The organism is Streptomyces sp. W16 (genome assembly GCF_033194735.1).
In the GTDB taxonomy this organism is placed as follows: Bacteria; Actinomycetota; Actinomycetes; order Streptomycetales; family Streptomycetaceae; genus Streptomyces.
Genome location: NZ_JAWOAI010000074.1, coordinates 1 through 26,550, shown reverse-complemented (window position 1 = coordinate 26,550; position 26,550 = coordinate 1). Strand labels below are relative to the sequence as shown.

The following is a 26,550-nucleotide window of genomic DNA, read 5'->3' as shown; positions in this document are numbered from 1 at the left end:
GAGCGTAGGCCTGGGCCGGGGGATGGTTCGGGGCCTGGGCCTGGGCATGGGTCTGGGTCTGGGCCTGGGGATGGCCGTGGGCATCGGGTCCGGGGACGTATCCCATGGCCGGCGCTCCCCCGCCGCCCGCGAAGTTGACGCCTCGTTCGAGGCGGTCGAGGCGGGCCATGACGGACTGCTCGTCGCCGTACGCGGCGGGGAGCATCACGCGGGCGCAGATGAGTTCCAGTTGGAGGCGGGGGGAGGTGGCGCCGCGCATCTCGGTCAGGCCGGTGTTGACGAGGTCGGCGGCGCGGCTGAGTTCGGCCGCGCCGAAGGTGCCGGCCTGCGCCTGCATACGTTCCAGGACGTCGGTGGGGGCGTCGATGAGGCCCTTGTCGAGGGCGTCGGGCACGGCGGCGAGGATCACCAGGTCGCGAAGGCGTTCCAGCAGGTCGGCGACGAAACGGCGGGGGTCGTTGCCCCCCTCCATGACGTGGTCGACGACCTCGAAGGCGGCGGCGCCGTCACCGGTGGCGAAGGCCTCGACCACGGAGTCGAGCAGCGAAGCGTCCGTGTAGCCGAGGAGGGAGGTCGCCATGGCGTATGTCACACCGTCGGTGCTCGCCCCCGCGAGCAACTGGTCCATGACGGACATCGAGTCACGCACGGAACCGGCACCCGCGCGCACGACGAGGGGCAGCACGCCCTCCTCGACAGGGATGTTCTCCCGCCCGCACACCTCGCCGAGGTAGTCGCGGAGCGTCCCCGGCGGCACGAGCCGGAAGGGGTAGTGGTGCGTCCGCGAGCGAATGGTCCCGATGACCTTCTCGGGCTCGGTGGTCGCGAAGATGAACTTGAGGTGCTCCGGGGGCTCCTCGACGACCTTGAGCAGGGCGTTGAAGCCGGCCGACGTGACCATGTGGGCCTCGTCGATGATGTAGATCTTGTACCGGCTGCTCGCGGGCCCGAAGAAGGCCTTCTCGCGCAGCTCACGGGCGTCGTCCACACCACCGTGCGACGCGGCGTCGATCTCGATGACGTCGATGGAACCGGGCCCGTTGCGCGCGAGGTCCGTGCAGGACAGGCACTCGCCGCAGGGGGTGGGCGTGGGCCCCTTCTCGCAGTTCAGACAGCGGGCCAGGATGCGCGCGCTGGTGGTCTTGCCGCAGCCTCGCGGCCCGCTGAACAGGTACGCGTGATTGACCCGGTTGTTCCGCAGCGCCTGCTGCAACGGGTCGGTTACATGCTCCTGCCCGATGACCTCGGCGAACGACTCCGGGCGATAACGGCGGTACAGCGCGAGAGACGACACGCGTACGAGGTTATAGGCGCCCACTGACAACGAGGGCCGACAGTCGCCTTGCCGCAGACACCGGAAACGTAAGCGCCCCCCACGCACCCGCCAGAGCCAACCTACCCTTGCTGCCTTCCGGCCCTGGGGGAGTTCAGTCAGATAGCGCCGCGTGAGGGGCTCCGCACAGGCTACAGGATCTGAGCGGGGGGAACGAGTTCGCGAGCACTCCTCAACGTCTTGTATTGTTTGCGGCGGAGGATTCGCCTAGTGGCCTAGGGCGCACGCTTGGAAAGCGTGTTGGGGGCAACCCCTCACGAGTTCGAATCTCGTATCCTCCGCCAGTGCCTCACCGGGCACGATGTCGAAGGGCCCCACCGTTCGCGGTGGGGCCCTTCGTCGTGCGTGGTTGCAGTTTTGGTTGCAGTTGCCGCCAAGAAACCTGATGCGGTTCTGGTAGGGCTCGCACTGCCCAGCCCCACCGGAACCATCACAGGTCAGCGGACGTCACGACCGCCTTTCGCCCAGAGCCAGCCGACGATGGAGACGACTACAGCTCCGACCGCCTGCCAGGTCACGCTCCCGCTTCCAGCGTTGTAGCCGGCGGTGTAGCCCACAGCGACCGCCGCTGCCAGGCTCTCGAACACAGGAGGGCGCTCGCCCTCCGACGGAGCGAGCGGCATACTGAACATGGTTCTCCTCTATAGACGGGGCAGGGCCCTCCGCCGGGTCCGTGAATCTGTGAGAGGTGACGCGGATTCCGGCGGAAGCTTTTTCGGTCAGGTAGCAGTTCCCTGACTTACAGGCGACGTGAGCGTCTCGGTGTAGGCGTGGCCATCAACCGCCTCAGCAAGCCGAACCTTGATGGAGTCGCGTTGCGCGGGAGGCAGCATCTGGTACAGGTGCCAGGCCCGGTCCACGTCGGTAACTGGCCTGCGCCCCATGGCCACCCAGGCCAACAAGCGCGACCGCTCCAGCGGCGAAAGCACATCGATGGCCTCCGCAACATCGGCCTCCGCCGGTTGCTCATTGCCCCGACGGTCCATGGTGGCGTGGCAGTTGGGACAGAGCGTGATCAAGTTGCTGAGCTCATCCGCTGCTCCCCCTTGGCCAAGGGGAGCGAGGTGGGCCATCTCCAGGACTACTTCACCGGCGGGCCGGCCGCAGCGAGTGCAGGCATGGCCGTCCCTCTCAAACACCAGCCGCCGTACACCGCTGGTCACGCGACGCGACGTACGCGCCCGCGCCGCGGGGTCCCAGACCGGTCCTCCGGCTCGCTTGAAGCGCATCTCATCCAGGGCCAGAGAAAAGTCCGAACGTCTGGTCTCAATCACCCACCCGTGATCCCGCAAATCACGGATGCGGCGGTCGACTTGACTCGAAGCCGGGAACGCCTCGCGCAACTGCTGCTTCGTGAAGACCTCGCCTTCCCCGACCACGGCAAGCAACCACAGGGCCGCCTGTGCCATGAGGGGCAGCTTGTCGTTCCGCCAGTCGGGAAGCGCGTCAGCTCCACGTTCCATCGGAACCACACCTCCGAACTCGATCACACTCCATCACTCCAGTCAGAATAGAATCACGCCGCGGCGCGCCGCGGCAATTCCACTGATGAAGTCTTGTTGTGTTGCGAGCGATGGCCTGGGGCCAAGCGCCGCTCGTTCGTGGACCGAAGCCCTGGCCGGAATCCTCCCTAGTAGGGTCACGACGTGGCCACTCCTCTGTTCCCTGACACCGATCTACACGGCCTTCCCGCTCTCCCCGCGGAGGCCGTGGAGCACGGCGAGGTCTTCACGCGGCGCTGGGTGGTCGACCTGATCCTCGACCTCCTCGGCTACACGGCCGACAAGGATCTCTGCGACGTAAGGCTCGTGGAGCCGGCCTGCGGCTCGGGTGCATTCCTGACTGCTGTGGCATCGCGGATCAGCGCCTCCTGCCGTGCACACAATCGACCTATCGGGGACGCGCTCGCGGCGGTTCGTGCTCTGGACCTGCTGGAGCGCAACGTAAAGCAAAGCCGTGCGGTCATCGAGAAGCAGCTGGTGGACGAGGGATGGCAGGCCCAGGAAGCCCAGCGGGTGGCATCAGCATGGGTCGAAGAGGGCGACTACCTACTGCAGTCCGACGCCGATCACCGTGCCGACTACGTGGTGGGTAACCCTCCGTACATTCGCCTTGAAGACGTCCCCGACCATCGGATGGCCGCCTATCGCAGCGCCTGTCCCACGATGGGCGGCCGAGCAGACATTTACGTCGGCTTCTATGAGATCGCTCTGCAAAGCCTCAAGCCCGGAGGCCAGCTGGGCTTCATCTGCGCGGACCGCTGGATGCGAAACCAGTACGGCCGTCGGCTCCGGCAGCTGGTGAAGCGTCGCTTCAGCATGGATCTGGCACTCGTCATGCACGACGTGGACGCCTTCGATGATCAAGTTTCGGCCTATCCGGCGATCACGCTCATCTCGAACCGCTCCCAAGGTGAGGCGGTGGCGGCGGATACCACTCGCACCTTCGGAAGCACCCAGGCCCACGACTTCGTCGACTGGTACACGAAGGGCACGTCGGAGTCGATCACTACCGCAGCCTTCCAAGCCGCGCGCATGCCGCACTGGTTCCCGGACGAGGACTCGTGGCCGACCGCGTCACCAGCCAGGCTGGCGACCCTGGAGGAACTGACCGAACGTTTCCGGCTGCTGGAGGACAACAAGACCGGAACACGCGTCGGCATCGGCATCGCCACAGGCGCCGACAAGGTCTTTCTCACGGACGACGACAGCCTTGTCGAACGTGACCGGCTATTGCCGATGGCCATGGTCCGTGACACCACCAGCGGCACTCTGGACTGGCAAGGCACCTACTTGGTCAACCCATGGACTGCCGAAGGCGACCTCGTAGACCTCGCAGCACACCCCCGGCTCTTCAAGTACTTCGAGGAGCACAGTGCCGCCCTGCATAAGCGCTACATCGCGGTCAAGCAGCCCCAACGCTGGTACAAGACGATCGACAAGGTCGACCACCGTTTGACCGAGCGTCCCAAACTGCTGTTTCCGGACATGAAGCTGACGATCCATCCGGTCCTCGACGGAGGCGGCCTGTACCCTCACCACAACCTGTACTTCATCGTCTCGGACGTCTGGGACATGCGCGTACTCGGTGGTCTGCTGCTGTCCAAGGTCGCGGAAGCGTTCGTGGAGGCGTACGCCGTCAAGATGCGAGGGGGAACCCTCCGGTTCCAGGCGCAGTACCTCCGCAAGATCCGCGTGCCCGACCCCGCAGCGATCAGCGAGAGCGATCGGGTTGCCCTTGCAGAGGCTTTCGACAAGCGCGACGTGAAGGCCGCCACTGAGGCCGCGCTCCGCGTCTACGGACTCGCCGAGCTGCCTGACTAGGGAGGGACGGATCTTGACGGTTACCCGCCAAGACTTCGAAGACGCCATTGCTGCCTACTGGGGTGCGAAACAGCTCCAGAACGAGCAGTCCGCGATCAAAGCCGCGGTTGGCGCCGGCACAGCCGGATCGGTACGAGGTGGCAAGCACTTCGACGTGATCGCGGCCCTCTTGGCGAAGTTCTTCCTGGATGCCGGCTTCCCGCCCGAGAGCATCCGAGTCAGCAAGTCCCAGGGCCTGGAGCTGCCCGGCTACTACCGGCCGCAGAAACAGTGGGACCTCGTAGTCGTTCACCAGGGCGTACTCGTCGCGGCCTTCGAAATGAAGGCACTCGGAGGGCCGTCGTACGGCAACAACTACAACAACCGGGTAGAGGAAGCACTCGGCAGCGCGGTGGACCTCCGCCGCGCAGCCCTCGCCGAGCTGTACCCGAAGGAGAAGCCCTGGCTCGGCTACTTCTTCATAATGCAGGACGGCGAAGGTTCCCGGAGGCCGGTCAAGACCGCGAAGGGCGCCCTGCCCACCGACGAGATCTGGCACAACACCTCGTACCAGGACCGGTTCGGAATCTTCTGCGAGCGCCTCATGGCCGAACAGCTCTACGACGCTGCGTGCTACGTCACGTCCTCGGCCGAGAACCCCAAACCCATCGAGTTGGTGGAAAGCCTCGACTGGCGGCACCTCTCAGCGGCGATAAACGCCCGTCTCACCTACCTGAAGGACCTCGGCATTCCCGGCTAGGACATCAGCCTCGGCGATCAGCGGAACGCCGTATGCCGCAGGATTCGACTCATACGCGGCGGGGCCTCGACCGATCCGGTCGAGGCCCCGCTCTGGCGTCTCCTCAGGGCGCGATGGCCATCAGCCCTGCGCGTCGCCGTACTTGCCGGGATTCATCGCACGGTCCACAGCCTGTGTACATGCCTCGGCGAAAGCGGCTGCGACGGCCTCCTTGTCCGTGCCGCGGACCTGAGCCTCTACCTCCTGGCCCGGGCGCCGTGTGGTGTGCCACCGGACCGGCAAGTCCGTGTACAGATCGGTCTCGAACTCCCAGGCCGATACAGACCATTGCTCAGCGCGGCCAATGTTGAGCCGTTCGCCGCCAGGCAGGAACACGGCGTGGGCGTGATGCATGAGCCGGCGGTCGGGTATCCGGTCATGGATAGCCCGGATACCACCGGGTCCCTCGTTCTCCCACTGAGGCCGGTCCACTTCTCCACATGAGCAGGCTTACCGGGGTGATCGTCGCCCCACTGGGAGACCACAGCATGGGCATGCTCGTTGTGCAGGAACGGAACACGCCGCTCGCCGAGACAGGCCACGTACACATCCGGCCCTGCTGGAACGGGGCCCTGATTCAAGCCCGGCACAAAACCTCCAGGTGTCGACGGGATCTGGTGCGGTGTTGAGCCCCAGATCAGGGCGCCGACCTTCGCGGCGGTCTGCTGGAGCACGGGACTGGTGAGGTGCTGATACCGGCTGCGCATCCGGGCGGACTTGCCGGGCTCCCAGCCCATGATCCGGTCGACGACCGTGTCGGGGACGCCGAGGAGGAGCAGCACTGTCGCTGCGGTGTGGCGGGCGTCGTGGAGGCGAGCGTCGCGGACTTTCGCCGCCTTCAGCAGGTCCTTCCACCTGTGGAAGTCGGTGTTGGGGTTGAGCGGCTCGCCGGTCGGCGAGGTGAACACATACCCCTTCTCCACCAACAGGTCGCGAGCGAGCGCCCGCTCGCGTTCCTGCTGCTTCTTGTGCAGGCGCAGCAGCTTCAGCAGCTCCTCAGGCACGCCGATCGGGCGTTTGCCGGCGCGGGTCTTGGTGTCCTTCGTCTCGCGCCGAATGCTGATCTTCTGCGGGCAGTAACCGGGCTTGCGCCCACACTTGTCGTCGCAGCCGTGCTTATACCGGGGCCGCAGGCGCCCTCGGCGGACGAGAATCACGCCGGTCTCGAAGTCCACGTCCTCCCACTTCAGGCCGAGCACCTCGCCTTGACGCAGGCCGAGCGCAAGCGCGACCACCCAGCGGGCGGTGTTGCGAACCTTGGTGGCCTCGGCGAGGAGACGTTGGACTTCTTCGAGCGCGTACAGCTCGACCTCCTCCTCTTCGACCCTGGGCGCCTTGGCGACGGAGGCCGGGTTGATGGTGAGGTGGCGGCGGCGTACGGCCTCATTGAACGCGGTCTTGATGGTTCGGCGCGCCTGGTGGGCGGTGCCGGCAGCGCTGCCGTTCTCCTGCATCTTCCGGTAGAGCCGTTCCAGGTGCTCAGGCTCCAGTTTCTCCAGGCGGTGGGCACCCAGGCCGGGGATGAGGTGGTGGTAGACCGCCACCCGGTAGCCGTCGATGGTGTTCTCACCGACGTTGGGCGCCGCGATGTTCTCGGCCCAGTGGGTCAGCCAGGTCTTGACCGTCCAGGTCTGACCGACCTTGCGGACGCCAGTGGAGTCGCGCTGCTTCTCCACCTCACGTACTGCTTTGGTGACCTCGGCGCGGGTCTTGCGGCCGACGTGACGCCGGTCGGGAGTGCCATCGTCCTTGACGCCGACGGTGACGTAGCCGTGCCAACGGCCGTCCTTGCCCTGGAAGATCGAGGAAGCGCCATTAGGTTGGTGGGACGTGCGGGGCTTCTTCGGCTGTGCCATGTGCACCGGGCTCAAGCCGCGGTGCCGAAGTCCGTGGTCCGGTAGCGGCGAGCTAGTAGCGTTTCGTTACGTTGAGTGATCTCGGCTGGTCGTGGGCAGCTTCCCGGAGTGAGGTTGGGGGAAGTGGAGCGGGTCCGGAGCGAGTTGGCAGAGTTCGTTGCCGTGATGAGGCTCTCTGAAAACGGCCAAGGCCGCTTTTCGCCCCACTTCGTTGGGTTTTGAAGTTACTGGGGAGATGTGGAGAGCGCGTGCCAGGGCCCGCCGACCGTCAGGTCGGCGGGCCCTGGTGATCAGTGGCGGTCAGCCAGCGGCATCCAGCGCGGCGGCCGGGTCGGTGACGCCGGCGCTGTTGCTGTGGATGGCCAGGCCGGTCAGGGGATCCTCCTCAGGGGGCTGATGTCCGGGATGCGGTTGGTGATCACTGGCCGGGCGGCTTCCGGGGTGGCGAGCAGGGCGACGATCGTGACGGGCTGGTCGCAGTGGGGGCAGTTGCGGGTCGCTGCGGGCTCCAGCGGGTCCCGGGCGACGGTCTGCTGACGTTGGGTCGGCTTCGGGGGCGGCGGGTCGGTGCGTGTGACGGGTTCCGGGCGGGGGCGGGGGGTTTCGCCCAGGCGTGCGGCGCGTTCTTGGTCGCGCTGGAGTTCGCGCCGCAGTTCAGCGTCTTTGCGGCAGCGCGGCGAGCAGTAGATCTGCCGGGTGCTGGGGTGGCAGGTGAAGTCGGTGAGGCATTCGGGGCAGTTCCTGGTGTCCGGGATCAGTTCGGGCTTCTGGTGGCTGGGGCGACAGGCCGGCGCGCAGTAGGTCTGCCGGGCTTCCGGGTCGTCGGGGACGAACACGACCTGGCAGGTCGGGCAGGTGCGGTTCGGCTCGGCGGGCTGGAGGGCGGGGGTGTGGTCAGGAGACACGGGCGTTCACTCCCTGGCGGAGGGTGTCGGCATGGTTCTGGTGCCCGCGCAGGCGGTAGGAGGGGCCGTCGATGCCCACGACGGTGGCCCGGTGCAGGAGCCGGTCGAGCATCGCGGCGGCGACGGTGGCGTCGCCGAAGGCCCCGGCCCAGTCGGCGATGCCGACGTTGGTCGTCAGGATCGTGCTCGACTTGAGATACCTCTGGTTGATCACTTGGAACAGGGCCGAGGCCCCGTCCTCGGGCAGTGGCAGGTAGCCCAGTTCGTCGATCACCAGAAGCTTCGGGCCGGCGAAGAAGTTCATGCAGGTCCGCCAGCGGCCCTCCAGCGCGGCCTTGTGGCACTTGGCCGCGAGTTCGGCCGCGGTGGTGAAGTAGACGCGGTTGCCGCCGTCGACCGCCGCGCGAGCCAGCGCGTTGGCGAGCATGGTTTTGCCGACCCCGGGCGGGCCGACGAACAGGACGTTGCTGGCGTCGTCCATGAAGCGCATGGTGGCCAGGTCGCGGATCAGTTTCTCGTCGACCCCGGGCTGGGCAGCGAAGTCGAAGTCGTTGAGAGTCCAGGGCTCGGGCAGGCAGGCGAACCGCAGCCTGGCCGCGAGCCGGCGGGCCTCGGTGGCGTCGACCTCGATCTCCAGCAGCCGTTCCAGGGCCGCAGTTAGGGACAGGCCCTCGGTCCGGGCCTGGTCGCAGACCCGGTTCAGGGCCTCGGCCGCGTCGTTGAGCTTGAGGTAGGACAGATGGCTGCGCAGCTGCTGGAAACGGCGGGCTTCGCTCATCTGTGTCGGTGACGTGCTCACTCCTGGGGTTTCTCCTTGGGAGCGGGTGCGGTCCGCAGCCGGTCGGCCACGGCGGCATAGGTGGACAGGCCGATCACGACCCGCGTCGCCGGGTCCCGGCGGCCCGTCCTCGCAGCCGGTCGGCCTCGGCCTGGGCCGCGTCCGAGACCGGGCGGCGGACTTTCTGCTTGCAGGGGGCCCGGTCGCTGACCGAGGCGAGGACCGCGCGTTCCAGGGCGATGACGTGCCCGGGTCGCGCACCGTCAGCCCGGAGCCCGGTGCGGCCCTGCGGTGACGGGCGATGACCGCGCGTCCTGCGGTGACGATGTGCAGGTAGTCCTCGTCGAGCCGGTGGCGGACGGTGACCTGGACGCCGGGCATCCCCGGAGGCACCGAGTAGAGGTTGCCGTCAAAGGAGACCAGAGCCTGCGGGCTGACAGCGCGCTGGACTTCCAGCTCGGCCGGGAACGGGCGGACGGGAAGCTCCAACAGCGGTTCGCCCGCGGCAAGTTGCCCGATGGTGACCTTGATGCCGTCCACGGTGCGGCGGCGCTCGTCCATCCGGGCGGCAAGCTTGTCGACGCCGGACTGGGCCTGCTCGACGCTCAGGTGGTCGGGGACAGTGCGCCACCAGCGTTGCGCGGCAATGTGGTTGGCCTTCTCCACCACACCCTTGCGGTTGCCCCGGCACGGCGGGCAGATGTCGACCCCGACCCCGTATTACTTGGCCACGGGAGAGAAGGAGGAGGTCACCTGGCCGCTGGAGGGGTAGCAGACGGTGGCCATCCGGTCGAAGCGCCAGCGCCGGGCGGTCCCGCCCAGCTGGCGCACCACCGCGTCCAGGCCCTGGACCAGATGGGGGAAGTCCTCCGACTCGGCCAGCACCGCCCGCCACCGGCCCGAGTGCGCCAACGCCCCGACCAGCAGATGCGCATGCGCCCTGGCGCCCCAGACGGCGGGCGGGTCCGGCAGCTCCAGCCAGTCGAACTGGATCTCCTCACCGGCCGGGTGGTCGATCACCGCCCGATCACGGCCGGTCGATGCCTGGCAGGGATCGCAGTGCGGACGGACCTGGAACCGGCGCAGTCCCCGGGTGAACGTCGAGTAACCCCCTTGATAGCCCAGGGACTTGACCTCGTCGAACAGTGTTGTGGACCACACGTGCGGGTCGTCCGCCAGGCGCTGGCGGCAGTAGTCCAGGAACGGCACGGACGCGTCCGTGCCCTGGCGGCGGTTCTCGGGAACCCGCTCGCCGTTCAGATACGCCCAGATCGTTTTGCGGTCCCGGCCCAGATGCCGGGCGATCGCCGAGATCGACCATCCCTGGCGACGCAGCGCGTGCGCATCCACGTCTTCCTCCCGCGTGAGCATCCATGCTCCAGACCTGGCCGAACTCGTTGCCCACGCAGACTGGCCACCGCCACCCCGCCCCATCCCGACACGCCAGGGAAGACCACTCAATGGGTGGGGAAATCAACAGAGCAGGTTTGCCCCACCCCTGAGCAGGGGCTGGGGAAATTCAAAGAGCGCCATCAAGCAACCTGACGAAGCACTACTAGCCGCCGGCGCTCCGGCGAAGGGTGACGGCTGCCGTCTTCAGGGGTCGCATCTCGTGCACCGGCGGTGTCTTCCCTTCGCCGCATCCGCTCAACAAGGTGGCGTCAGCGCTGGGCACCAGGTGAACGTCGGTGGCCACGTGGCTACGTCTCAAACCGCGGCGAGTTCGGCCCGGACCCGGTATGTGGCAATGCCGGTGGTGAGCGTCTCGGACTTGAAGCCGGTACGGGACGGCATGCCGCGAACGGGGCTAACCGAACCGTTCTTGGGACGGTTCACGCCCACCGCACGGAGGATCTTCACGAGTTCGGTGCCGAGTTGCTGGGTCGGCACGCCCAGCGCGTTCGCGAGGTCCGAGGTGTACATGGTGCCGCCGGCGCGGGCGACAACCTGGTGAGCCCGCACCAGGAGCGGGGGGACCACACTGTTGGGATCGGCTTCGGACTCGGCCCCCGACGCAGGTCCGTCTTCCGACTGTGGCGTCACCTCGTCGCCAGGTCCGGAGGCGCTGGGCACCGAGTGCTCATCCTCCACCGGCGACCCTGTCGAGGACTGCTCCTGCCGGGGTGAAGGCACGGTCGCTTCGGCGATTCAGAGCGTACGTGTGCGCCACCGACACGAGGGCAGCAGCGCCCTCTCCGTTTCCACGAGCGAGCGCCGCACGGGCACGCCCCGACAGATCGTGGGCAACTTGCGCTGCGCTCAGGCAGCTTGAGGTACTCATGCCGGAGGAAACGCGGTGCGATGAACCTAGGAAACGGCTCCTCGGGTAGCCGACGTCGCGTAACGGCCCTATAGAAAGCCGTTCATACGTCTCCACATGGGGAAATGCCCCTTCCTCGACGACAGTGAGCAAAGCATCACGCGCTCGTGTGTGCACCCGCACGCCCTCACTGACACCCGCCCGGGGGACGGCCCCCGCGTGACCTTGCGCCGCCTCGACCGCCGCAGCCCTGGCCGGGGGTAACTTTACGGGCGGCAAGGTGACCTAACTGACTGAAGTGTGGCGGCCAAGGACTGGACGACAGCCCGGCGCAAGATCTCCCGCTTTAGGCGGTGAGACCGGGCCAAGGAACCAGGAGTGGGTTTCTGCCAGACACGTCGCTGTCCAAGCGTCGATAGCTCAGATCATCTACTGGCTCAGCAAGCCGCTGCCTATCATCGTCGTCAAGTGTCCAAAGGTGCGGGGGAGTCGGTCATGGATCCGGAATTGCTGGTGCAGACCGCGGGGGTCACCGTCGTCGGGCTGATGGCCACCGACGCATGGCAGCGGACACGGGATGGCGTGGTGGCGCTGTGGCGTCGGGTGTGACCTCTGCAAGCCGACGAGGTCGGTACAGCGCTGGAGGAGACACGCGAAGAGATCCTCGTGGCCCTGCGCGAGGGCGACTCGGCGAGCGCCGAGGACCTGGAGCGTGACTGGCGCCGCAGGCTGAGGCGCCTTCTGGCCGCCGATCCGTCCATCGCCCAGGACCTTGACGAAGTCCTGGCCGAGGCTCGCGCCTCCCTGCCCGAGGATAAACGGCCCCCCGTTCCCCAAGTGCAGATGCAGGCCCACGCGACCGGGCACGCACGGGTCTACCAGGCTGGTCGGGACCAGCACATCGTCGAGCGATGAGGGAACACCCGCACGCTCCTCAGGTGAACCACGCCCTGCGAGCTGTAACCGACGGGCACAGCCGGGTGTACCAGGCCACCGGCAACCAGATCATCGTCGAGTACACGGTCCAACAGTCCGAACCACCCATCCCAGGAGCCGGGTTGGGATGGACGAGCCCCGAGTCGGTCCGCACTCCCCTGGTCGCTCCACTGAGTTCACCACTACGCGACAGGGTCGACGTGCGAGAGGCGCTCCTCAAGGCGATCGCCGACCCGGCGACCGCGACAAACGGCCTACACATCGTCCATGGCATGGCAGGTAGCGGAAAGACTGCACTGTCCCAGACGGTGTTCGACGAAGCCGTCGCCAGTCACGGAGTCGTGGGGCTATGGGTCAACGCCTCTGATCGCTCGTCGTTCCGGTCCGGAATACTTGCCGTGGCCCACGATCGGGGTGCCGCGCAGCAGGAAGTCGACGCCGCGCGGGAAGGCCGTCGTCCGGACGCGGATTTCGTCTGGTATTACCTGGACAGGTCGCCCGAGCCCTGGTTGCTCGTCCTGGACAACGCGGATGATCCGTCTGTCTTCCGTCATGGCGCCTGGCTGCGGTCGAGCAGCCGCGGCATCGTGCTGGTCACGACGCGGCTCCGGGGCGCCTCCGTATGGAGCAGGGCCGCCAAGCATCAACTCGATGTTCTCGACGTGTCCTACGCCGTCGACGTGCTGCGGGATCTCGTGGTCAGCACGGAGGACACTGCCAAGCTGGAGCTGCTGGCGCGGCGCCTGGACTGCCATCCGCTCGCGCTGTCACTCGCCGGCGCCTACCTCGGCCGACAACTTCTGGAGCCGGTCTCAGTGGACGAATACCTGAAGCGCCTGGACGCGGACCCGTCGCTGCTCGATCGCGGTGCAGAACCCGGGGAACAGGAACTGCGACGACTGATCACCCGTACGTGGCAGATCTCCCTGGACACCCTAACCGAGCGGGGTAATCCCCAGGCGACGACGCTCCTCAGGCTGCTGTCGTGCTTCGCCGCGGCGCCCCTGCCTGTCGGGGTGCTCTCGCCGACCGCTCTGGACGGCACCGGGCTGCCGCACGCAGTCCCGTCCCTCACTGGCGAACACGCCAACCTTGCACTCGAAGGACTGGAAACACACTCCCTCGTCTCGCTCATCAAGGCCGATGCCGGGGCGGAGCGCGCTGCCGTGCCTAGCGTGCAGACGCATCCGCTTCTCCTGGAGACGGTCGCGTCGCGCATTCCGGTCGATCAGCGGGCACTGCTGCTGGAATCCGCTGCCGGTCTTTTGCAGCGACTCCTGTCCACGGATTCGGACCGATACGTCGACCCGCACACCCTGCGGCTGTTCACACCCCATGCCTCCGCCCTGCTGAAGCACGCCGCCGCGCACCGTGCGGACGCAGCAACCGCGTCAGCCCTGGCCGTCGTCCGCGACCTGCGCGACCAGGCGTATGTACGCGGCGACTACGCCACGGCCCGTGCTCTCGCGGACGACGCGGTCCATGTCACCGACGGCCAGGGATCCACAGAGGCCCTGACTGACCGCCACGAGCGCGGCCGGGTGCTCACCGCCCTTGGGCACTTCGACGACGCGGCCACGCTCCACCGAGCCACGCTGGAAGCACGCGAGGCCCTGCTCGGCCCCGAACACCCAGACACGCTGGACAGCGCTCACGCCCTCGGTATCTCTCTGTACGGCCTTGGCCGTTGGGCGGACGACGAGCTGTCCATGCGCCGGGCCGCCGACGGGCGTGCCCGTGCCCTAGGTGTCACGCATCCGGACACGATCGACAGCCGAGGCCGGCTGGCCGAGACGATCGGTCAGCAACAGCGCTGGGACGAAGCCCGTCAGCTGGCGACTGAGAACCTCGCGGTGAGTGTGCGGGCCCTCGGCGACGACCACCCGCACACCCTGCTGAGCCGCATTGCCCTCGCCTGGGTGCTCGCCGGCACCGGAGATTGGGAGGAGGCCGCAGCCCACACCCGAACCACTTTGGAGGGCAGCGAGCGTGTACTGGGCGTGGACCACCCGCGGACGCTCGCCGCTCGACAGCGCCTGGCGGACGTCCTGTCCCGTCTCGGGCAGTGGACACAGGCGCTGGAGGCCGCGGAGTCGGTGCGCGCCGTCCGGCAGCAGATTCTCGGACCGGAGCACCCCCACACGCTCTCAATCGAGATCGTGCTGGCCCGGATCCTACGAAGCACCGGACTCATCGCAGAGGCACAGGAGTTGGCCGTGCTCACGCTCGAAACCTGCGTCCGCGTCCTGGGCGACGATCATCCGGATACGCTGGCGTGTCGTATCGAGTACAAAGCCGCGCTCGCGGTCTCCGACGGAACACCCGTTCACAGCAGAGAAGTCGATCAGAAGGACGGCGAGTGGTGACCGAGCCGATACGCGTGTGGCGCAAGAGCAGCTACAGCGGTGCGGACAACGGGTGCGTGGAACTACTCACCCCCGTTATGTTTTCCGCGGTCCTGCAACAGGGCCGCTGGCCTCCGGGCCCGGCATGACTGTTCCCCCCTGTCGAACCGATGACCTGGGGGGTGGTGTCACCGGGCCCGAGAGGCGCCGTTGGAGACGCTGATGAGAGGTCCGACTACCGCCCGGCCTGGCGCAACGCCCGGCAGTACGCAGGCGGCAGGTCTGCATAACGTGGATGCGCGCACGACGCCAACGCCCCGGCCAGCACCGCACACCCCCGTTCGGGAGGACGGCTTGAACGACAACAACGGGATAGACGTCTTCCTGGGCCTGGACGTCGGCAAGACGAACCATCACGGGCACGGACTCACCCCGGCCGGCAAGAAGGTCTTCGACAAGCAACTGCCCAACACCGAGCCGAAGCTGCGGGACGTCTTCGAGAAACTGAAGACCAAGTTCGGCACCGTCCTGGTGATCGTGGACCAGCCCGCCTCCATCGGTGCCCTGCCACTGACGGTGGCCCGAGATGCCGGCTGCAAGGTCGCCTACCTGCCGGGCCTGTCCATGCGGCGGATCGCCGACCTCTACCCCGGCGAGGCCAAAACCGACGCCCGCGACGCGGCCGTGATCGCCGACGCCGCCCGCACCATGCCGCACACACTGCGCTCGCTGGAGGCGACCGACGAGATCACCGCCGAGCTCACGGTCCTCGTCGGCTTCGACCAGGACCTCGCGGCCGAGGCCACCCGCACCTCCAACCGGATCCGCGGCCTGCTCACCCAGTTCCACCCGTCGCTGGAGCGCGTGCTCGGACCACGCCTGGACCACCAGGCCACAACCTGGCTGCCGGAACGCTACGGATCCCCGGCCGCACTGCGAAAGGCCGGACGCCGCAAGCTGGTTGAAGTGATCCGGCCCAAGGCCCCCAGGATGGCCAAGCGGCTGATCGACGATGTCTTCGACGCGCTCGACGAGCAGACCGTCGTGGTCCCGGGCACCGGCACCCTCGACATCGTGATCCCCTCCCTGGCCCGCTCCCTCGGCGCCGTCCACGAACAACGACGGGCCACAGAAGCCCAGATCACGGTCCTGCTGGAGGATCACCCTCTTTCCAAGGTCCTGACCTCGATTCCGGGGGTCGCGGTCAGGACCGCCGCAGTACTGCTGGTCACCGTCGGCGACGGCACCAGCTTCCCCACCGCCGCCCACCTCGCCTCCTACGCCGGCCTCGCCCCGACAACGAAGTCCTCCGGAACATCCATCCACGGCGAACACGCACCACGAGGAGGCAACCGGCAACTCAAACGCGCGATGTTCCTCTCCGCGTTTGCCGCCCTGCACGATCCCGCCTCCCGCACCTACTACGACAAATGCCGAGCCCGCGGGAAAACCCACACACAGGCACTTCTCCGCCTGGCCCGACAACGGATCAACGTGCTCTTCGCGATGCTCCGCGACGGCACCTTCTACGAACCCCGAACCCCCGAAGCAAGCCCCGCATGACCAGCTCGGGCTTGACGAAGGACATAGAGGCACCCCCCGCTGGGTAAGGCCGTTGTCCGTGACTCGAAAGATCCACAACGACGAGTGATCGTCTTCCGTGCCGCTTCGTGGACCCCGTTCATGCACGCCTATCACACGGGCGAACTGGCGACGGAGACAGCCACTTAGAGGTCATTTTCCTCTTGAGTGTGGCGCTCTGGGTTGGTTTGTTCTGCCTTTCGGTGTGCTGCTGGCGAGTCCACGGAGGCCGTTCTTCCTGGTGATGCTGGTGGTGTGACGGCTGGGGTGGAGGTCTGCTTCTGCCTGTCTCATTCCAGGACGCCCGGGTCTGTTCCGTGCTTCGACGCGGCAGGACGCACGCCCCCGGGCGGCGATATGCCCAGGTCATGACGGACCGCCGCGCGTATCCGAGTGACCTGTCCGACGCCCGCCGGGAGTTGATCGAGCCGGTGCTGTCCGCCTGGCGTCGCGAGCGCCGTGGCCGGGCCCTGGACTTCGGCCGGCCGCCGCGGCACGACCTGCGCGAGATCATGAACGCGATCCTGTACGTGGACCGCACCGGCTGCCAATGGGCCTACCTCCCCCACGACTTCCCGCCGCACCAGAGTGTCTACGGCTACTTCGCCAGGTGACAGAAGGACAGTGTCTTCGCCCAGCTCAACGGCCTGCTGCGGGAACTGGTGCGACAGCAGGAAGGCCGCGGTGCCGCCCCGTCCGCCGGCGTGATCGACCCACAGAGCGTGAAGACCTCCACCAGTGTCCCCGCGCGGAGTCAGGGCATCGACGCGGGCAAGAAGATCGTAGGCCGCAAGCGCAGCATCATCACCGACGCCCTCGGCCTCCTGCTGGCAGTCCTGGTCACGGCAGCGGGCGTCCAGGACTCCACGGCCGGCCGCACCCTCCTGGAACAGGCTGCCACCGACCACCCCGGCCTACGCAAGGTCTGGGTCGACGGCGGCTACCGCAAGCACTTCGTCGAGCACGCCGCCAGCCTCGGCATCGATCTCGAAATCGTCCAACGCGCCCCGGGGGCAAGGGGATTCACCCCGATCCCGAAACGGTGGGCCGTGGAGCGGACCTACGGCTGGCTGATGATGCACCGACGCCTGGCCCGTGACTACGAAGCCCACCCACACCGCTCCGAAGCCATGATCCACCTCGCTATGACCGACCTGATGGCCCGCCGCCTCACCGGAGAGAACACCATCTCTTGGCGAGACACGACACCAGCACACCAAAGCCATATCTAGGGATAAAACAACAGAACGAAACGACCTCTTAGGCGGACGGTCCTGCGGTACGAGCAAGTCTCGCCATCTCACGGGGAAGATCACTTCCCGTACGCGCCCTTCCAACGCGCTTGGTGCCGGGAATCGCCCTGCCCACGACCGTTCACTTCACGCAGGGACAGCAGCGAGGCCCCGCTGTTCCACAGCCCAAGGTGATCCCGGTGCACAGCGAGAATCCCGTGCTGTACCGCGAACTTCTCGGAGGGGCGGCTAAACCGCGTGGTCGTCACGAACACCGCCAAGTCGGCCCCGAAGTGCACCTTGGCACCCAGCAGATCGCGCAGTTCGCGGCTCGCGATCGTGCTGGTCGGCGCGTAACGCTTGCACTGGATCACCAGCGTCCGCCCGTCCGGAAGCCGACCGACGACGTCGGCGCCGTTGTCGTTCGCACCGCCCACCCGCCGAACCTCCGTGCACCCGTCCCGTCGGCACAGGCTCGCGACAAGGTCCTCGAACTCCGTGCCGGTCATCGCGTCCACCTCGGCGAGCGTCCGGTGGCCGGCCTTCACCGCCTCTTCCTGCCGCCAGAGACGGTCCCGCCCACGCACGAGCCGGTCCGTACGCCACAGCCACCATCCCGCCGCTGCGACGCCGCCGAGAACCACGACCCCCGTGACGTACGGCCACACGACCGACCAGAAGACGACGAGCAGGACCAACACCAAGCCGCCACCCACTGCCGCCGACTTCAGACGCGCCGCTCGCCGTCTGCGAGCAGCCGCACTCCGTCCACGCCTCGTCACGGTCGAAGCCCTCCCCCCACAGGTCCGTGTACCGCAGTGTGAGCCGACCGAGACAGCACGAGAAGAGCGCGAGTCGGCCATGGCCAGATCGGACGGCCGGGACGTCAACAACGGCCGCCTTCGCAGCTCTTTCCGGTGGTCACCGAGCTGATCGACTCCGCAGACACGGGATACGCGGCAACCCTCGCAGGGTGGCCGACAAAACGAACACGCCGGGTGAAACCGACCCTCCTGCACAGAACGCCGCTAATCCAGGAGGAACGACGGGTACCCGCACCAGCCACATACGGCTCCAGTTGCGGCGCTGGGTGCTCGCGCCGCGAACGACGTGGCAGGCTCGCCGCCTGGCAGCCGAGTTCGGTCCGGGCATGGATGACCGCACCGCCTGGGTGATGGCACGACTGGCGCAGCATCCGGACGAGCTCCCCCTTGCGATGAGGCACCTGGACCGTGAGGAGAACACCAGCTGATCCCCATGCGAGAACTCATTGCCCGTACGGTCTTGACGCCGCCTCGACATCGCTGCTGACCAGGGACAGCGCGTCCTTCTCTGGTTGCAGTTCTGGTTGCATTCACCTCCGTCCAGCGCTGTCCGGAACCTCCAGCGCCACCCATTCCACCGCAGGTCAGAACGTCCCCGTCCCTCCCCGAACCCCCAGACGAACATTTGGAAAGCGTGTTGGGGGCAACCCCTCACGAGTTCGAATCTCGTATCCTCCGCCAGTGCCTCACCGGGCACGATGTCGATGGGCCCCGCTGTTCGCAGCGAGGCCCATCGACGTACGTAGTGGCCGACTTGGGCAGCAGGGGCTACGAGACAAAGACAGCGGCGTCCGGGGAGGTGACTCTGCACGTCTTCCCCGGCCCAGGAAGTCGGCCTCCATGGCCTCTTTTCATGTCCACGAGGCCGCACACTTCCTAGCTGAATCTCAGAAAGTACGAATCTGCGGTTCACGCACGAAGTTCTCTCAGACTCCTACCTGTGACGGGCCGCAAGAGGTCCGCCTGTCTGAGAAGGAGACGCCTGTGGACGTGCCTACGGCAACCGTCGTGTTCGTGTCAGTCGCCGCTACAGAACTGTGTGGCCTATGCAGGCTGTGGATGCGGCTGCGGCGGGAGGAGCGACGCGACCAGGACCGCTACGGCCATGTCACGGCGGTAGCCCAGCTCCTGTCGGGGTCCGGCCGCGTCGAGCTTGGGGATCATCGGGTTGCCGGAGAAAGTCTCAACCTCAGGTTGTCCACCTCCACCGCCGGACACGCGAACGGCGTCGCATGAACCGTCATGACCCGACTGGCGAAACTGACCGCCCAACAGTTGTTGAGCGGCCGTTCGGCGAGGCACACCCCGAAGGAAGCCTCCAGGCCCGTCGCTCGGTAAACCGTGAGTTCTCGGCCTTCTACCGCAGCACGATCGACAGACTCATCGGTTTCCTGATCCACCAAGGGGCATCTGTCCCTGTAGCCGCCGACATCGCGCAGGACGCGATGACCAAGGCTTACAGACGCTGGGCGGAGATCGAACAACCGTCAGCGTGGCTGCATACCGTGGCCTCGCGGGCGTTGGCACGACGTATCGCCGACATCCGTGAGGACTCTTTCGAACAGGTTCCGGAACCGACCGCTCTGCTGCCTCGTCCTGAAGCTCTCGCAGAGTGGGAGGAGCACCAGGAGATCCTTCGGGTGCTCAGGAGTCTCCCACCACGTCAGCGTCAGGTCCTGGCCTGGACTCTCAACGGTTACAGTCCCGCCGAGATCGCCGAGGAACTCCGCATCGCGCCCGAGGCCGTCCGGGCAAGCCTCAAGAAGGCGCGCCGAACGGCAGCGACCTTGGTCAGCCGAGAGGAGGACTAGTGGCCAAAACCCATGTCGATCCGAACGACGAAGAACTCGACGGTGGTGTGGATCGCCTGCTCGGTGAGTACTCACACAACCTCTCGGCAGCTCTTCGGGGCATGCTTGATGTCGAGGCTGGGCTGCGTGACATCCTCCTGCACTCGCGTCACGACGATCTTGTCGAAGGCCTCGGTGCGATCCTCGACCTGGAAGCGGGTCTGGCCGACATCGTCGGCACGGACGCCGACGCTTCGCAGCAACGGCAGAGGCCTGAGAAGCGCAGAAAGCACGGACCGAAGCCAGCGGCCGTGGCAGAGCAGTACCTGCGGACGGTCGGTCCCGAGATTCGCCTCACCCTCCGCGTCAATCCCGATGTCGCAGCCGCAGCACTGACCTTCGAGGGAGCACATCGCCTCCTGTCGAGCCTGATGCAGGTCAAGGACTACGCCTACACATTGAAGGCAGACCTGCAACAGCATCTCGCGTTTGCCGTGTACAGCGAGCTGGAGTCCGCTCACGAGCAAGCCATCGAGATCATCGGCGACCTCGCCCACACAGATGCTTCCCGCGCAGCACGCGATCTGGCTCGCGGCCTTGCGATCGGTCTCACCGACGATCTGGAAAGCGCCCGAACAACAGCGGAGGCTTTCCTCCAGCACGCCCCCCATTTCACCGGCCTCGCCGAGATCAGAGAGCTGACCGACGCTCTGTCCAGGGCGGCTATCCGCAACTGCGCTCGCAGCCGACGGCTTCTCCGGCTCTGCGCCGAGGAGGTCCGGGGCGCGATCAGCACCGTCCTGGGACGGGATCTGCCCCTCCTCGACGAGGATTCGATCAGCGTGTTCCTGGACGATTTCACGACCTCGGACCTACGCGCCGCCGACGTGCTCGGCGTTGTGCTGGACGGCATCCGCTGGTCGGAGCACGGCACGCTCTGGCCTGCTGCCTTCAACGTCGAAGCTCTCAAAGCCCAATCGGACGAGACGCCGCCAGGAAGCGGGACACACATCGTGCGGAGAGGAACCGCGCCGATGCACAACACCTATGCAGGACTGGCCTGAAAAGCCGGCCCGTCGACGGAAACGACTGGAGTTGCCCATGACCCACTATGCCTACGCCACCGAGTCACACGCCCTGATGGCGACCTGGGCAACCGCGAAGGGCAGGACGTCCGTCACTGTCGCTACCGCACCCGAGAACATAACGGGCGACGAGATCCTCGACCTCGCGCGATACCTCGAACATCTCTCGCAGACGGCATGGCGTACCTACATCCGCCCAGCCAGTGCCAGCGCCTCACAACAGGCCAACAGCGAAGGCTGGCGCCGTAGGCAGGAGCGATCCTCCTTCCGTGAAGCACTCAAGGGCATAACGCACCCAAATCTGCCGGACGGCGGCCACCTGCTCGTCAGCTACAGCCCGATCATCGAGTCGGGCCACCGCATTGGACGCGCACTCCACTCCATCGCCGATGCCCAGCTAAGTGCGTCCGTTCTCGCTGAGGCAGAGACAGAGCTCGCATCGGTGGAGCAAGCCGAACTCGGCAATCTGAACGGCCGTGCGCGCCAGGCGGTACTGCTCTCCCGTGAAGACGTCTCACCCGTACAACTGGCCACCGCCGACGCGCTTCTGCACGCCGACCCGTTCGGCTCGACAGCATTGCTGACCGACGTGGACCCGACCGCAGCCGCCGTCGCCACCGCTCACTGGCTTCAGGCCGCCGCAGACATCACTGCTGCCGTGTGCGGTATCGACCCGACGGACGTCGTAGTGGAAGCCGACAACATCGAAGCCCTCCCGCACGAGACGCCCACCCGAGTGCTCGAACTCATCGACGAGGGTTCGTCTCCTCACGACGTTGTGGTCGCCCTCGTTCGGGATGCCTTGGCTGTAGCCGACGGATTGATCCCGGACCAGTCCCGCCTGTTCGATCAGATGGACCAGGTAGAGGATCTGGTCGAACGGCACGCCAGCACGGACGACGTACTGGCAGAGGAACTACGGCGAATCCGGCTTACACCGCTCGACCCGCAACGTCCAGCTCCCGACCTTCTGGAAGACCTGCTGGAAGGCATCCGAGCCTGCTGGCTCCTCTTCGAGGAGTACGCCGAATACCCGGACACGCAAGATGGCGAATGGGATCAAGACATTTGGGAAGAGTGGCACGCCGGCGAACGCAACAGGTTCATCGACCGTGTACGGACTGAGGCTGTGCGCGCCCACGAGCGACTCCTGTAATCGATCCTCCGTAGCAGAACAACCGCCATCGTTCTGACACAGTCGGAGCACTCGGCACCTACCCCGTCATTGAGCTCATTTTCCTGCACGAGTTGACACTGCTGCACCGCCCGGGGTGTCGAGACTGAGCCGGCGCATGAGGAAGGCAGCCGGCGGTCGGGAACGCGGTGTGCCCACACATCACGAGGAGGTGGGACTGGGGGCCTGCCGGTCGATCTCGGCGAACACGGCGTCAGTGATTTGTTCGACCACGCGGGGTGCCTTCGGACGGATGAGTGCGATGAGCCGTCAGCGTTCCTTGTGGACATGCGCCGACGTGCCGAACTGGGCTGCAGCTCGGAGAGCGCCACATCCCCCAGCGGGGTCGCGGTGTTGAACCTTCCCTCCATATAGGTCTTGGTCTCGCTGGCATAGAGGAGGGCGAGACTGCGTACGGTCAGGCCAGGCAGATAGGTGATGGGCAACCTGGGTCGAGGTAGACGTTGCTGTCACTGGTGTCGATCAGGTCGTGGCCCCTTCGGTGCTGCTCACCCCGCGCACCGGGCGCTGCATCCGCCGATCTGACGAAGCGCGACTGGGTCTCACTCGGCGCATAGAGCGCTACGCGTTGACGTCCTCGATGTGAATCGGACCAGGTGTCCATTGGTGATCCCACTGCATCACGGACGGATGCGCGTACGTCTGCTGGACTGGTCATCCATCGTCGTCTGAGAGGGCGGCTGAGTTTGGACAACGCCACGGGTTCGAGCCTTGGTTCAAGTACCGAGGCAAGCAACGGGCAGACACTTCACTGCCACCAGGGGCCATCAACGAGCATAAAGAGTCGCCATGGATGCCTTCTCGATCGATCAAACGATCACTTGAATGCCAGATTGGATCAACAGGAGTTCTGCGCGGGTACGTCTTCCTAGCCTTCCGAGGGAGGGGGCAGGGCAGTAGTCCCAGGAACCCCGCATCGGAGAACAGCAGCGTATGCGCGGAAGGCAACAACGTCATGGACAGGGACAAGGACAACAATCCGCCCGTGTACACCGAAATCATCGAAGTGACGCCCGAGAAGTGCTCCAGCTGGATGGCCAAGCGGACGTGTAACCGAGTACCCCTGAAGCGCTCCAACGTCGACAAGTTCAAGAGCATTCTGCGCGGGGGACAGTTCCGGACCACACATCAAGGCTTTGCTCTCGACTGGCACGGATGTCTCATCGACGGACAGCATCGCGCAGCCGCTCTCATGGAGACTGCTATGACGGTGACTGCCCAGGTCACTTACAACCTCGACCCGGACACGTTCGCCGCCATCGACGGGGGTCGTGTTCGCAGCGCCGGCGACTTTATCTCACAGATCACCGAGATGCGGCAGAACAACTCGAATGTGTACGGGGCGATGCTCAAGATTCTGACCAACCGTGAGGCAGGCCTCCACTGGACGCGATGGACCACCGGACGGCTCACCGCCGAGCAGCTGCAGGAGCTGGTCGCAAAGTGGCCAGTGACCGAGGAACGCATTCTCCGCTTCGTGAGCAAGGGAAAGCAGTGCCACGCCAGTGCGACAGGTCTCGCTGTCGCCTACAAAATCATCAGCGAGGTGTGGCCGGAGAGCATCGCAGACCTGTTCTTCGACAACATCGGTGACACCAGTCGCGAATTCGTCGGACGTGACCCCCGGGCCATGTACACCAACACCATGCTCAACGTGAACCGAGGGATCGTCAGCCGAGACAGCGTGCAGCAGTCGGCGCAGGCGATCAAGGCGTTCAACGCTCTGGTCTCAGGAGAGTCCATCGGTACCCTGAAGAAGATGAAGATGAGCGGCGTCAAGACTGTTGCGGACCGTAGGACCGGCGAGGAGGTCCGGCAGGAATACTTGGCGGACCGCTACCCGGAGGTCATTCCTCCCACCATCAACGTCAGCGAACAGTGGCTCGGAGGCGACAGCGCAAGGCTGTTCGAGTAGGCACAGCCTTCACCATCGGGGCGCGTCCGCGTCACACCATTAGCTAGCGAAGACGATCGCGCCTCCCTCGCCCGTCGTGGACCACTCCCGGGGTCCTACGACGTCACCCCGTTCTCAGCGGCTGTCGACCTTTCCACAGCTATCAACAACAGGGAGATAGGCGAGGGCGGAGCCACCCGCTGTGGTCCGGAAGCGGCCAGACCGTCATGTACGGGTTCCAGGGAGCGGTATCCGGTTGCCCTCGGCCGTCGAAGTCTTGGCCGACCGCCTGGACGGCGTCCGCCGCGCTCACCGCGCCGTCATTGGTGACCTTATGGATTCCCTGCCCGGCGCGCGGCTTCAGCACGGTCTTCATCCGCTCTACGAGCCACTCGCTGGAGCTGGCGTTGATATCGCCGAACTGTTCCAACTGGGCCAGTGCCACGGCACATTCCGCCAGGCGCTCAAAAAAATGGGGCACCAAGTCGGCCGTCTTCGACAGCCCAAGGCCGGACCGACACTGTCGCTGACGGAACCTGGGCAGCAACCGCACGAATCGGTCACCAGTTGCCCGTTCACGCCGTGACGGCGATGCTTGGCGGATTGGCCGGCCCATGCCTCACGGGCTCGGCCGCACTCCGGGAGAACGCCGCCGAGCAAGACGCAGTCGTATTCGGTTCGCACAGCACGAGAAGCCCACCTGGGACACACTCTGCGAGCAGCCCGGAGGCCGAAGCTCGGCATCTTCGTCCACGACGTTCGTGTCCGCTCAACGAGCACGTCCATGGGAGCGACCAGCGAGCGTTGCGCTGCGGCCAAAACGCTACGCGACATGCTCTGAAGCATGTTGCAGAACGCCGTGCTCAGAGCATCTCCGGTACATGGCTGGGGTGTTGAGGGTCTCGCCGCCACCGTGCGCCGGGTGATCCAGGGTCCTGGACCGCTGTTTACGCTGGGACTGGCCGAGCAGTGCCAGGGTGTCATGGAGCTCGGTGACCGCGCCTTCATCCATACCGGGCTCGTCGTCCCGCAGCGTAAACGCCTCGGACGGGTGCTGTTGAAGGGCGACGAAGACGATGGTCCTGCCCGCCGCAAGGTCCGCGCTCGCGTCGACCGATCATGCGGGAGGCGCAAGCGGACCCCGTTCCGGTGTTGTCGGGATGTTCCACCACGTCGGTGGGCGTGGGACCGGGTCCAGTCGGAGCCTCAATGGGGCAGCCACCAGGTTCCTATGACGCGGAACTACTCCTCGAAGCGGCAGTCCCAGGCCAGGAATCCGGTGCTGGGTGCCCGTAGGCGGGGCGCAGCGGCGCAGGTTGTGCACCACAGCCGCCCACGGGGTGAGGATGATGCCGAAACGGCGTTGTTCGTTGCCACGCGGGTCGAGCGGTAGCGCACCTCAACAGGCGACGCGGTCCCGCTCGGCCAGCGCTCCACCACTGCCTCCCCGTTGTCCTGTCGCAGTCCCGTGATCGTCATTGAAAGAAACTTCCCGGGCGGTGACAACCTCCCACCCCTGTACGCCCGTTCCATAGGCATGAAGTACTTCTCACCGCGCACCGCGCCGGTGCCGGGTGGAGGTGGCCTGTGATCCGGACGTCGGTCGGGCAGGACGTCTCCGATGCCGGTGGTGTCGTCGAAAGCGGGCTGGACTTCGACGACTTCGCGCGCAGCCGGCAGGCGCATCTGCGGCGTTCGGCTCATCTGCTGTGCGGGGACTGGCACTTGGCCGAGGATCTGACGCAGACGGCGCTGGCGAAGCTGTACGCGGTGTGGCGTCGGGTGCGGCAGTTGGAGTCGCCGGACGGATACGCCCGGCGGGTGCTGTACCGGACCTTCATCGACGAGACCCGCCGGCGCCGCTGGTGGGAGCGGGCGGGGGCACTCCAGGAGGACGTGGTGGCCCCGGCGTCGGATCCGGATCTGCGGCTGACCCTGCTGGACGCGCTACGGCAGTTGCCGCCGCGCGGGCGGGCGGTGCTGGTGCTGCGGTTCTGGGAGGACCAGAGCGTGGAGGCCACCGCGGCGGCGCTGGGGTGCAGCGTCGGCACCGTGAAGAGCCAGACCTCCCGAGGGCTGGGCACGCTGCGGCGCATCCTGGCCGACTCCGGCAAGGACCTCGGCAAGGACTTCGGAACCGGGAGCGGCGCGGCAGGACCTGGACCCCGACCCGGAACGGAACCTGCGACAGGAACTGGGACCGGGACCGGAAACGATTTTCTGCGGGCGGAGTGGTGAGCATGGGTCGGAAGGGTGGTGACCGGTTCGCGGGCTCTCCTGCGGCTGCGGACAAGTACGCGCACGAGTCCGAACTGATGGAAGCGTTCGGGGAGTTGGGCTCGGGTCCCGAGCCGCCCATGCCGGATCTGGTGCCGGGCGCGGTCGTGCGCGGCACGCGGATGCGGCGGCGACGACGGGCCGGGGCGACCGTGGGC

General features: G+C 66.4%; 22 protein-coding genes, 1 tRNA gene, 1 other RNA gene and 3 pseudogenes. 17 read left to right on the top strand and 10 right to left on the bottom strand.

The features are described from left to right. Together R6V09_RS12955 and ffs are read right to left on the bottom strand one after the other, a co-directional pair. Positions 1-1,294 (bottom strand): DNA polymerase III subunit gamma and tau (locus R6V09_RS12955; protein ID WP_317881542.1); only part of this gene is annotated, 1,294 nt, incomplete at its 3' end. A 65-nt stretch (positions 1,295-1,359) separates the two neighbouring features. Next, an RNA gene (gene ffs, locus R6V09_RS12950) (signal recognition particle sRNA small type) lies at positions 1,360-1,458 on the bottom strand. A 71-nt stretch (positions 1,459-1,529) separates the two neighbouring features. Here ffs and R6V09_RS12945 point away from each other — a divergent pair. Then, positions 1,530-1,617 (top strand) — tRNA-Ser (locus R6V09_RS12945). Between the two features lie 153 nt (positions 1,618-1,770). On the opposite strand, the gene R6V09_RS12940 is transcribed toward R6V09_RS12945, so the two are convergent. Both R6V09_RS12940 and R6V09_RS12935 read right to left on the bottom strand, forming a co-directional pair. After that, positions 1,771-1,965: a hypothetical protein gene (locus R6V09_RS12940; protein ID WP_317881541.1), complete on the bottom strand. Its 195-nt coding sequence runs from the start codon at positions 1,963-1,965 to the stop codon at positions 1,771-1,773. An 87-nt stretch (positions 1,966-2,052) separates the two neighbouring features. Next, the gene (locus R6V09_RS12935) at positions 2,053-2,823 is read right to left on the bottom strand and encodes an HNH endonuclease (RefSeq protein ID WP_317881540.1); all 771 of its coding nucleotides are present in this window, start codon (positions 2,821-2,823) and stop codon (positions 2,053-2,055) included. Positions 2,824-2,979: 156 nt separating this feature from the next. On the opposite strand from R6V09_RS12935, the gene R6V09_RS12930 reads away from it, so the two are divergent. Both R6V09_RS12930 and R6V09_RS12925 read left to right on the top strand, forming a co-directional pair. Beyond that, positions 2,980-4,656: an Eco57I restriction-modification methylase domain-containing protein gene (locus tag R6V09_RS12930; protein WP_317881539.1), complete on the top strand. Its 1,677-nt coding sequence runs from the start codon at positions 2,980-2,982 to the stop codon at positions 4,654-4,656. 13 nt (positions 4,657-4,669) lie between these two features. After that, on the top strand, positions 4,670-5,395 hold the full coding sequence (locus tag R6V09_RS12925; protein WP_317881538.1) for a PaeR7I family type II restriction endonuclease: 726 nt from the start codon (positions 4,670-4,672) through the stop codon (positions 5,393-5,395). 120 nt (positions 5,396-5,515) lie between these two features. On the opposite strand, the pseudogene R6V09_RS12920 reads toward R6V09_RS12925, so the two are convergent. The 5 genes and pseudogenes from R6V09_RS12920 to R6V09_RS12900 form a co-directional block, all read right to left on the bottom strand. Further along, positions 5,516-7,290 (bottom strand): annotated as a pseudogene (locus tag R6V09_RS12920) (tyrosine-type recombinase/integrase). A gap of 371 nt (positions 7,291-7,661) precedes the next feature. Continuing rightward, positions 7,662-8,195 carry a hypothetical protein gene (locus R6V09_RS12915; RefSeq protein WP_317881536.1) on the bottom strand — a complete coding sequence of 178 codons (534 nt, stop codon included), beginning with the start codon at positions 8,193-8,195 and terminating at the stop codon, positions 7,662-7,664. After that, positions 8,185-9,642 carry an IS21-like element helper ATPase IstB gene (gene istB, locus R6V09_RS12910; protein ID WP_317881535.1) on the bottom strand — a complete coding sequence of 486 codons (1,458 nt, stop codon included), beginning with the start codon at positions 9,640-9,642 and terminating at the stop codon, positions 8,185-8,187. Before istB ends, R6V09_RS12915 begins: the two co-directional genes overlap by 11 nt. Before the next feature lie 51 nt (positions 9,643-9,693). Beyond that, a complete protein-coding gene (locus R6V09_RS12905; protein WP_317881534.1) occupies positions 9,694-10,344 on the bottom strand; it encodes a terminase gpP N-terminus-related DNA-binding protein in 651 nt (216 codons plus the stop codon). 336 nt (positions 10,345-10,680) lie between these two features. Then, positions 10,681-10,953, bottom strand: coding sequence for a hypothetical protein (locus R6V09_RS12900; protein ID WP_317881533.1), 273 nt, complete (start codon positions 10,951-10,953; stop codon positions 10,681-10,683). A gap of 946 nt (positions 10,954-11,899) precedes the next feature. Here R6V09_RS12900 and R6V09_RS12895 point away from each other — a divergent pair. From R6V09_RS12895 to R6V09_RS12880, 6 genes and pseudogenes are all read left to right on the top strand, one after another. Next, a complete protein-coding gene (locus tag R6V09_RS12895) occupies positions 11,900-12,148 on the top strand; it encodes a hypothetical protein (RefSeq protein ID WP_317881532.1) in 249 nt (82 codons plus the stop codon). 23 nt (positions 12,149-12,171) lie between these two features. Next, entirely contained in the window at positions 12,172-14,535 is a 2,364-nt protein-coding gene (locus R6V09_RS12890) for a tetratricopeptide repeat protein (RefSeq protein WP_317881531.1), read from the top strand. Next, on the top strand, positions 14,445-14,663 hold the full coding sequence (locus tag R6V09_RS54600; protein ID WP_442810035.1) for a DUF397 domain-containing protein: 219 nt from the start codon (positions 14,445-14,447) through the stop codon (positions 14,661-14,663). The genes R6V09_RS12890 and R6V09_RS54600 overlap by 91 nt, the downstream gene beginning before the upstream one ends. A gap of 205 nt (positions 14,664-14,868) precedes the next feature. Continuing rightward, positions 14,869-16,077 carry an IS110 family transposase gene (locus tag R6V09_RS12885; RefSeq protein WP_317881530.1) on the top strand — a complete coding sequence of 403 codons (1,209 nt, stop codon included), beginning with the start codon at positions 14,869-14,871 and terminating at the stop codon, positions 16,075-16,077. 39 nt (positions 16,078-16,116) lie between these two features. Further along, a complete protein-coding gene (locus R6V09_RS54595; protein WP_442810037.1) occupies positions 16,117-16,245 on the top strand; it encodes a DUF397 domain-containing protein in 129 nt (42 codons plus the stop codon). 218 nt (positions 16,246-16,463) lie between these two features. Beyond that, positions 16,464-17,327: pseudogene (locus R6V09_RS12880) on the top strand (IS5 family transposase). Between the two features lie 80 nt (positions 17,328-17,407). On the opposite strand, the gene R6V09_RS12875 reads toward R6V09_RS12880, so the two are convergent. Further along, entirely contained in the window at positions 17,408-18,028 is a 621-nt protein-coding gene (locus R6V09_RS12875) for a restriction endonuclease (protein ID WP_317881543.1), read from the bottom strand. 272 nt (positions 18,029-18,300) lie between these two features. Here R6V09_RS12875 and R6V09_RS12870 point away from each other — a divergent pair, with 272 nt between their 5' ends. The 8 genes and pseudogenes from R6V09_RS12870 to R6V09_RS12835 all read left to right on the top strand — a co-directional run. Further along, a complete protein-coding gene (locus tag R6V09_RS12870; RefSeq protein ID WP_317881529.1) occupies positions 18,301-18,579 on the top strand; it encodes a hypothetical protein in 279 nt (92 codons plus the stop codon). Between the two features lie 804 nt (positions 18,580-19,383). Further along, complete coding sequence (locus R6V09_RS12865) at positions 19,384-19,962, top strand: RNA polymerase sigma factor (protein ID WP_317881528.1); 579 nt, start codon at positions 19,384-19,386, stop codon at positions 19,960-19,962. Then, positions 19,962-21,005, top strand: coding sequence for a hypothetical protein (locus tag R6V09_RS12860; protein ID WP_317881527.1), 1,044 nt, complete (start codon positions 19,962-19,964; stop codon positions 21,003-21,005). The genes R6V09_RS12865 and R6V09_RS12860 overlap by 1 nt, the downstream gene beginning before the upstream one ends. Positions 21,006-21,042: 37 nt before the next feature. Next, positions 21,043-22,182, top strand: coding sequence for a hypothetical protein (locus R6V09_RS12855; RefSeq protein ID WP_317881526.1), 1,140 nt, complete (start codon positions 21,043-21,045; stop codon positions 22,180-22,182). Between the two features lie 994 nt (positions 22,183-23,176). Further along, complete coding sequence (locus R6V09_RS12850; protein WP_317881525.1) at positions 23,177-24,136, top strand: hypothetical protein; 960 nt, start codon at positions 23,177-23,179, stop codon at positions 24,134-24,136. Positions 24,137-24,371: 235 nt separating this feature from the next. After that, complete coding sequence (locus R6V09_RS12845) at positions 24,372-24,701, top strand: hypothetical protein (protein ID WP_317881524.1); 330 nt, start codon at positions 24,372-24,374, stop codon at positions 24,699-24,701. Positions 24,702-25,702: 1,001 nt separating this feature from the next. Beyond that, the gene (locus R6V09_RS12840; RefSeq protein WP_317881523.1) at positions 25,703-26,353 is read left to right on the top strand and encodes a SigE family RNA polymerase sigma factor; all 651 of its coding nucleotides are present in this window, start codon (positions 25,703-25,705) and stop codon (positions 26,351-26,353) included. Positions 26,354-26,355: 2 nt separating this feature from the next. Then, a pseudogene (locus R6V09_RS12835) lies at positions 26,356-26,550 on the top strand (hypothetical protein); the annotation flags it as partial.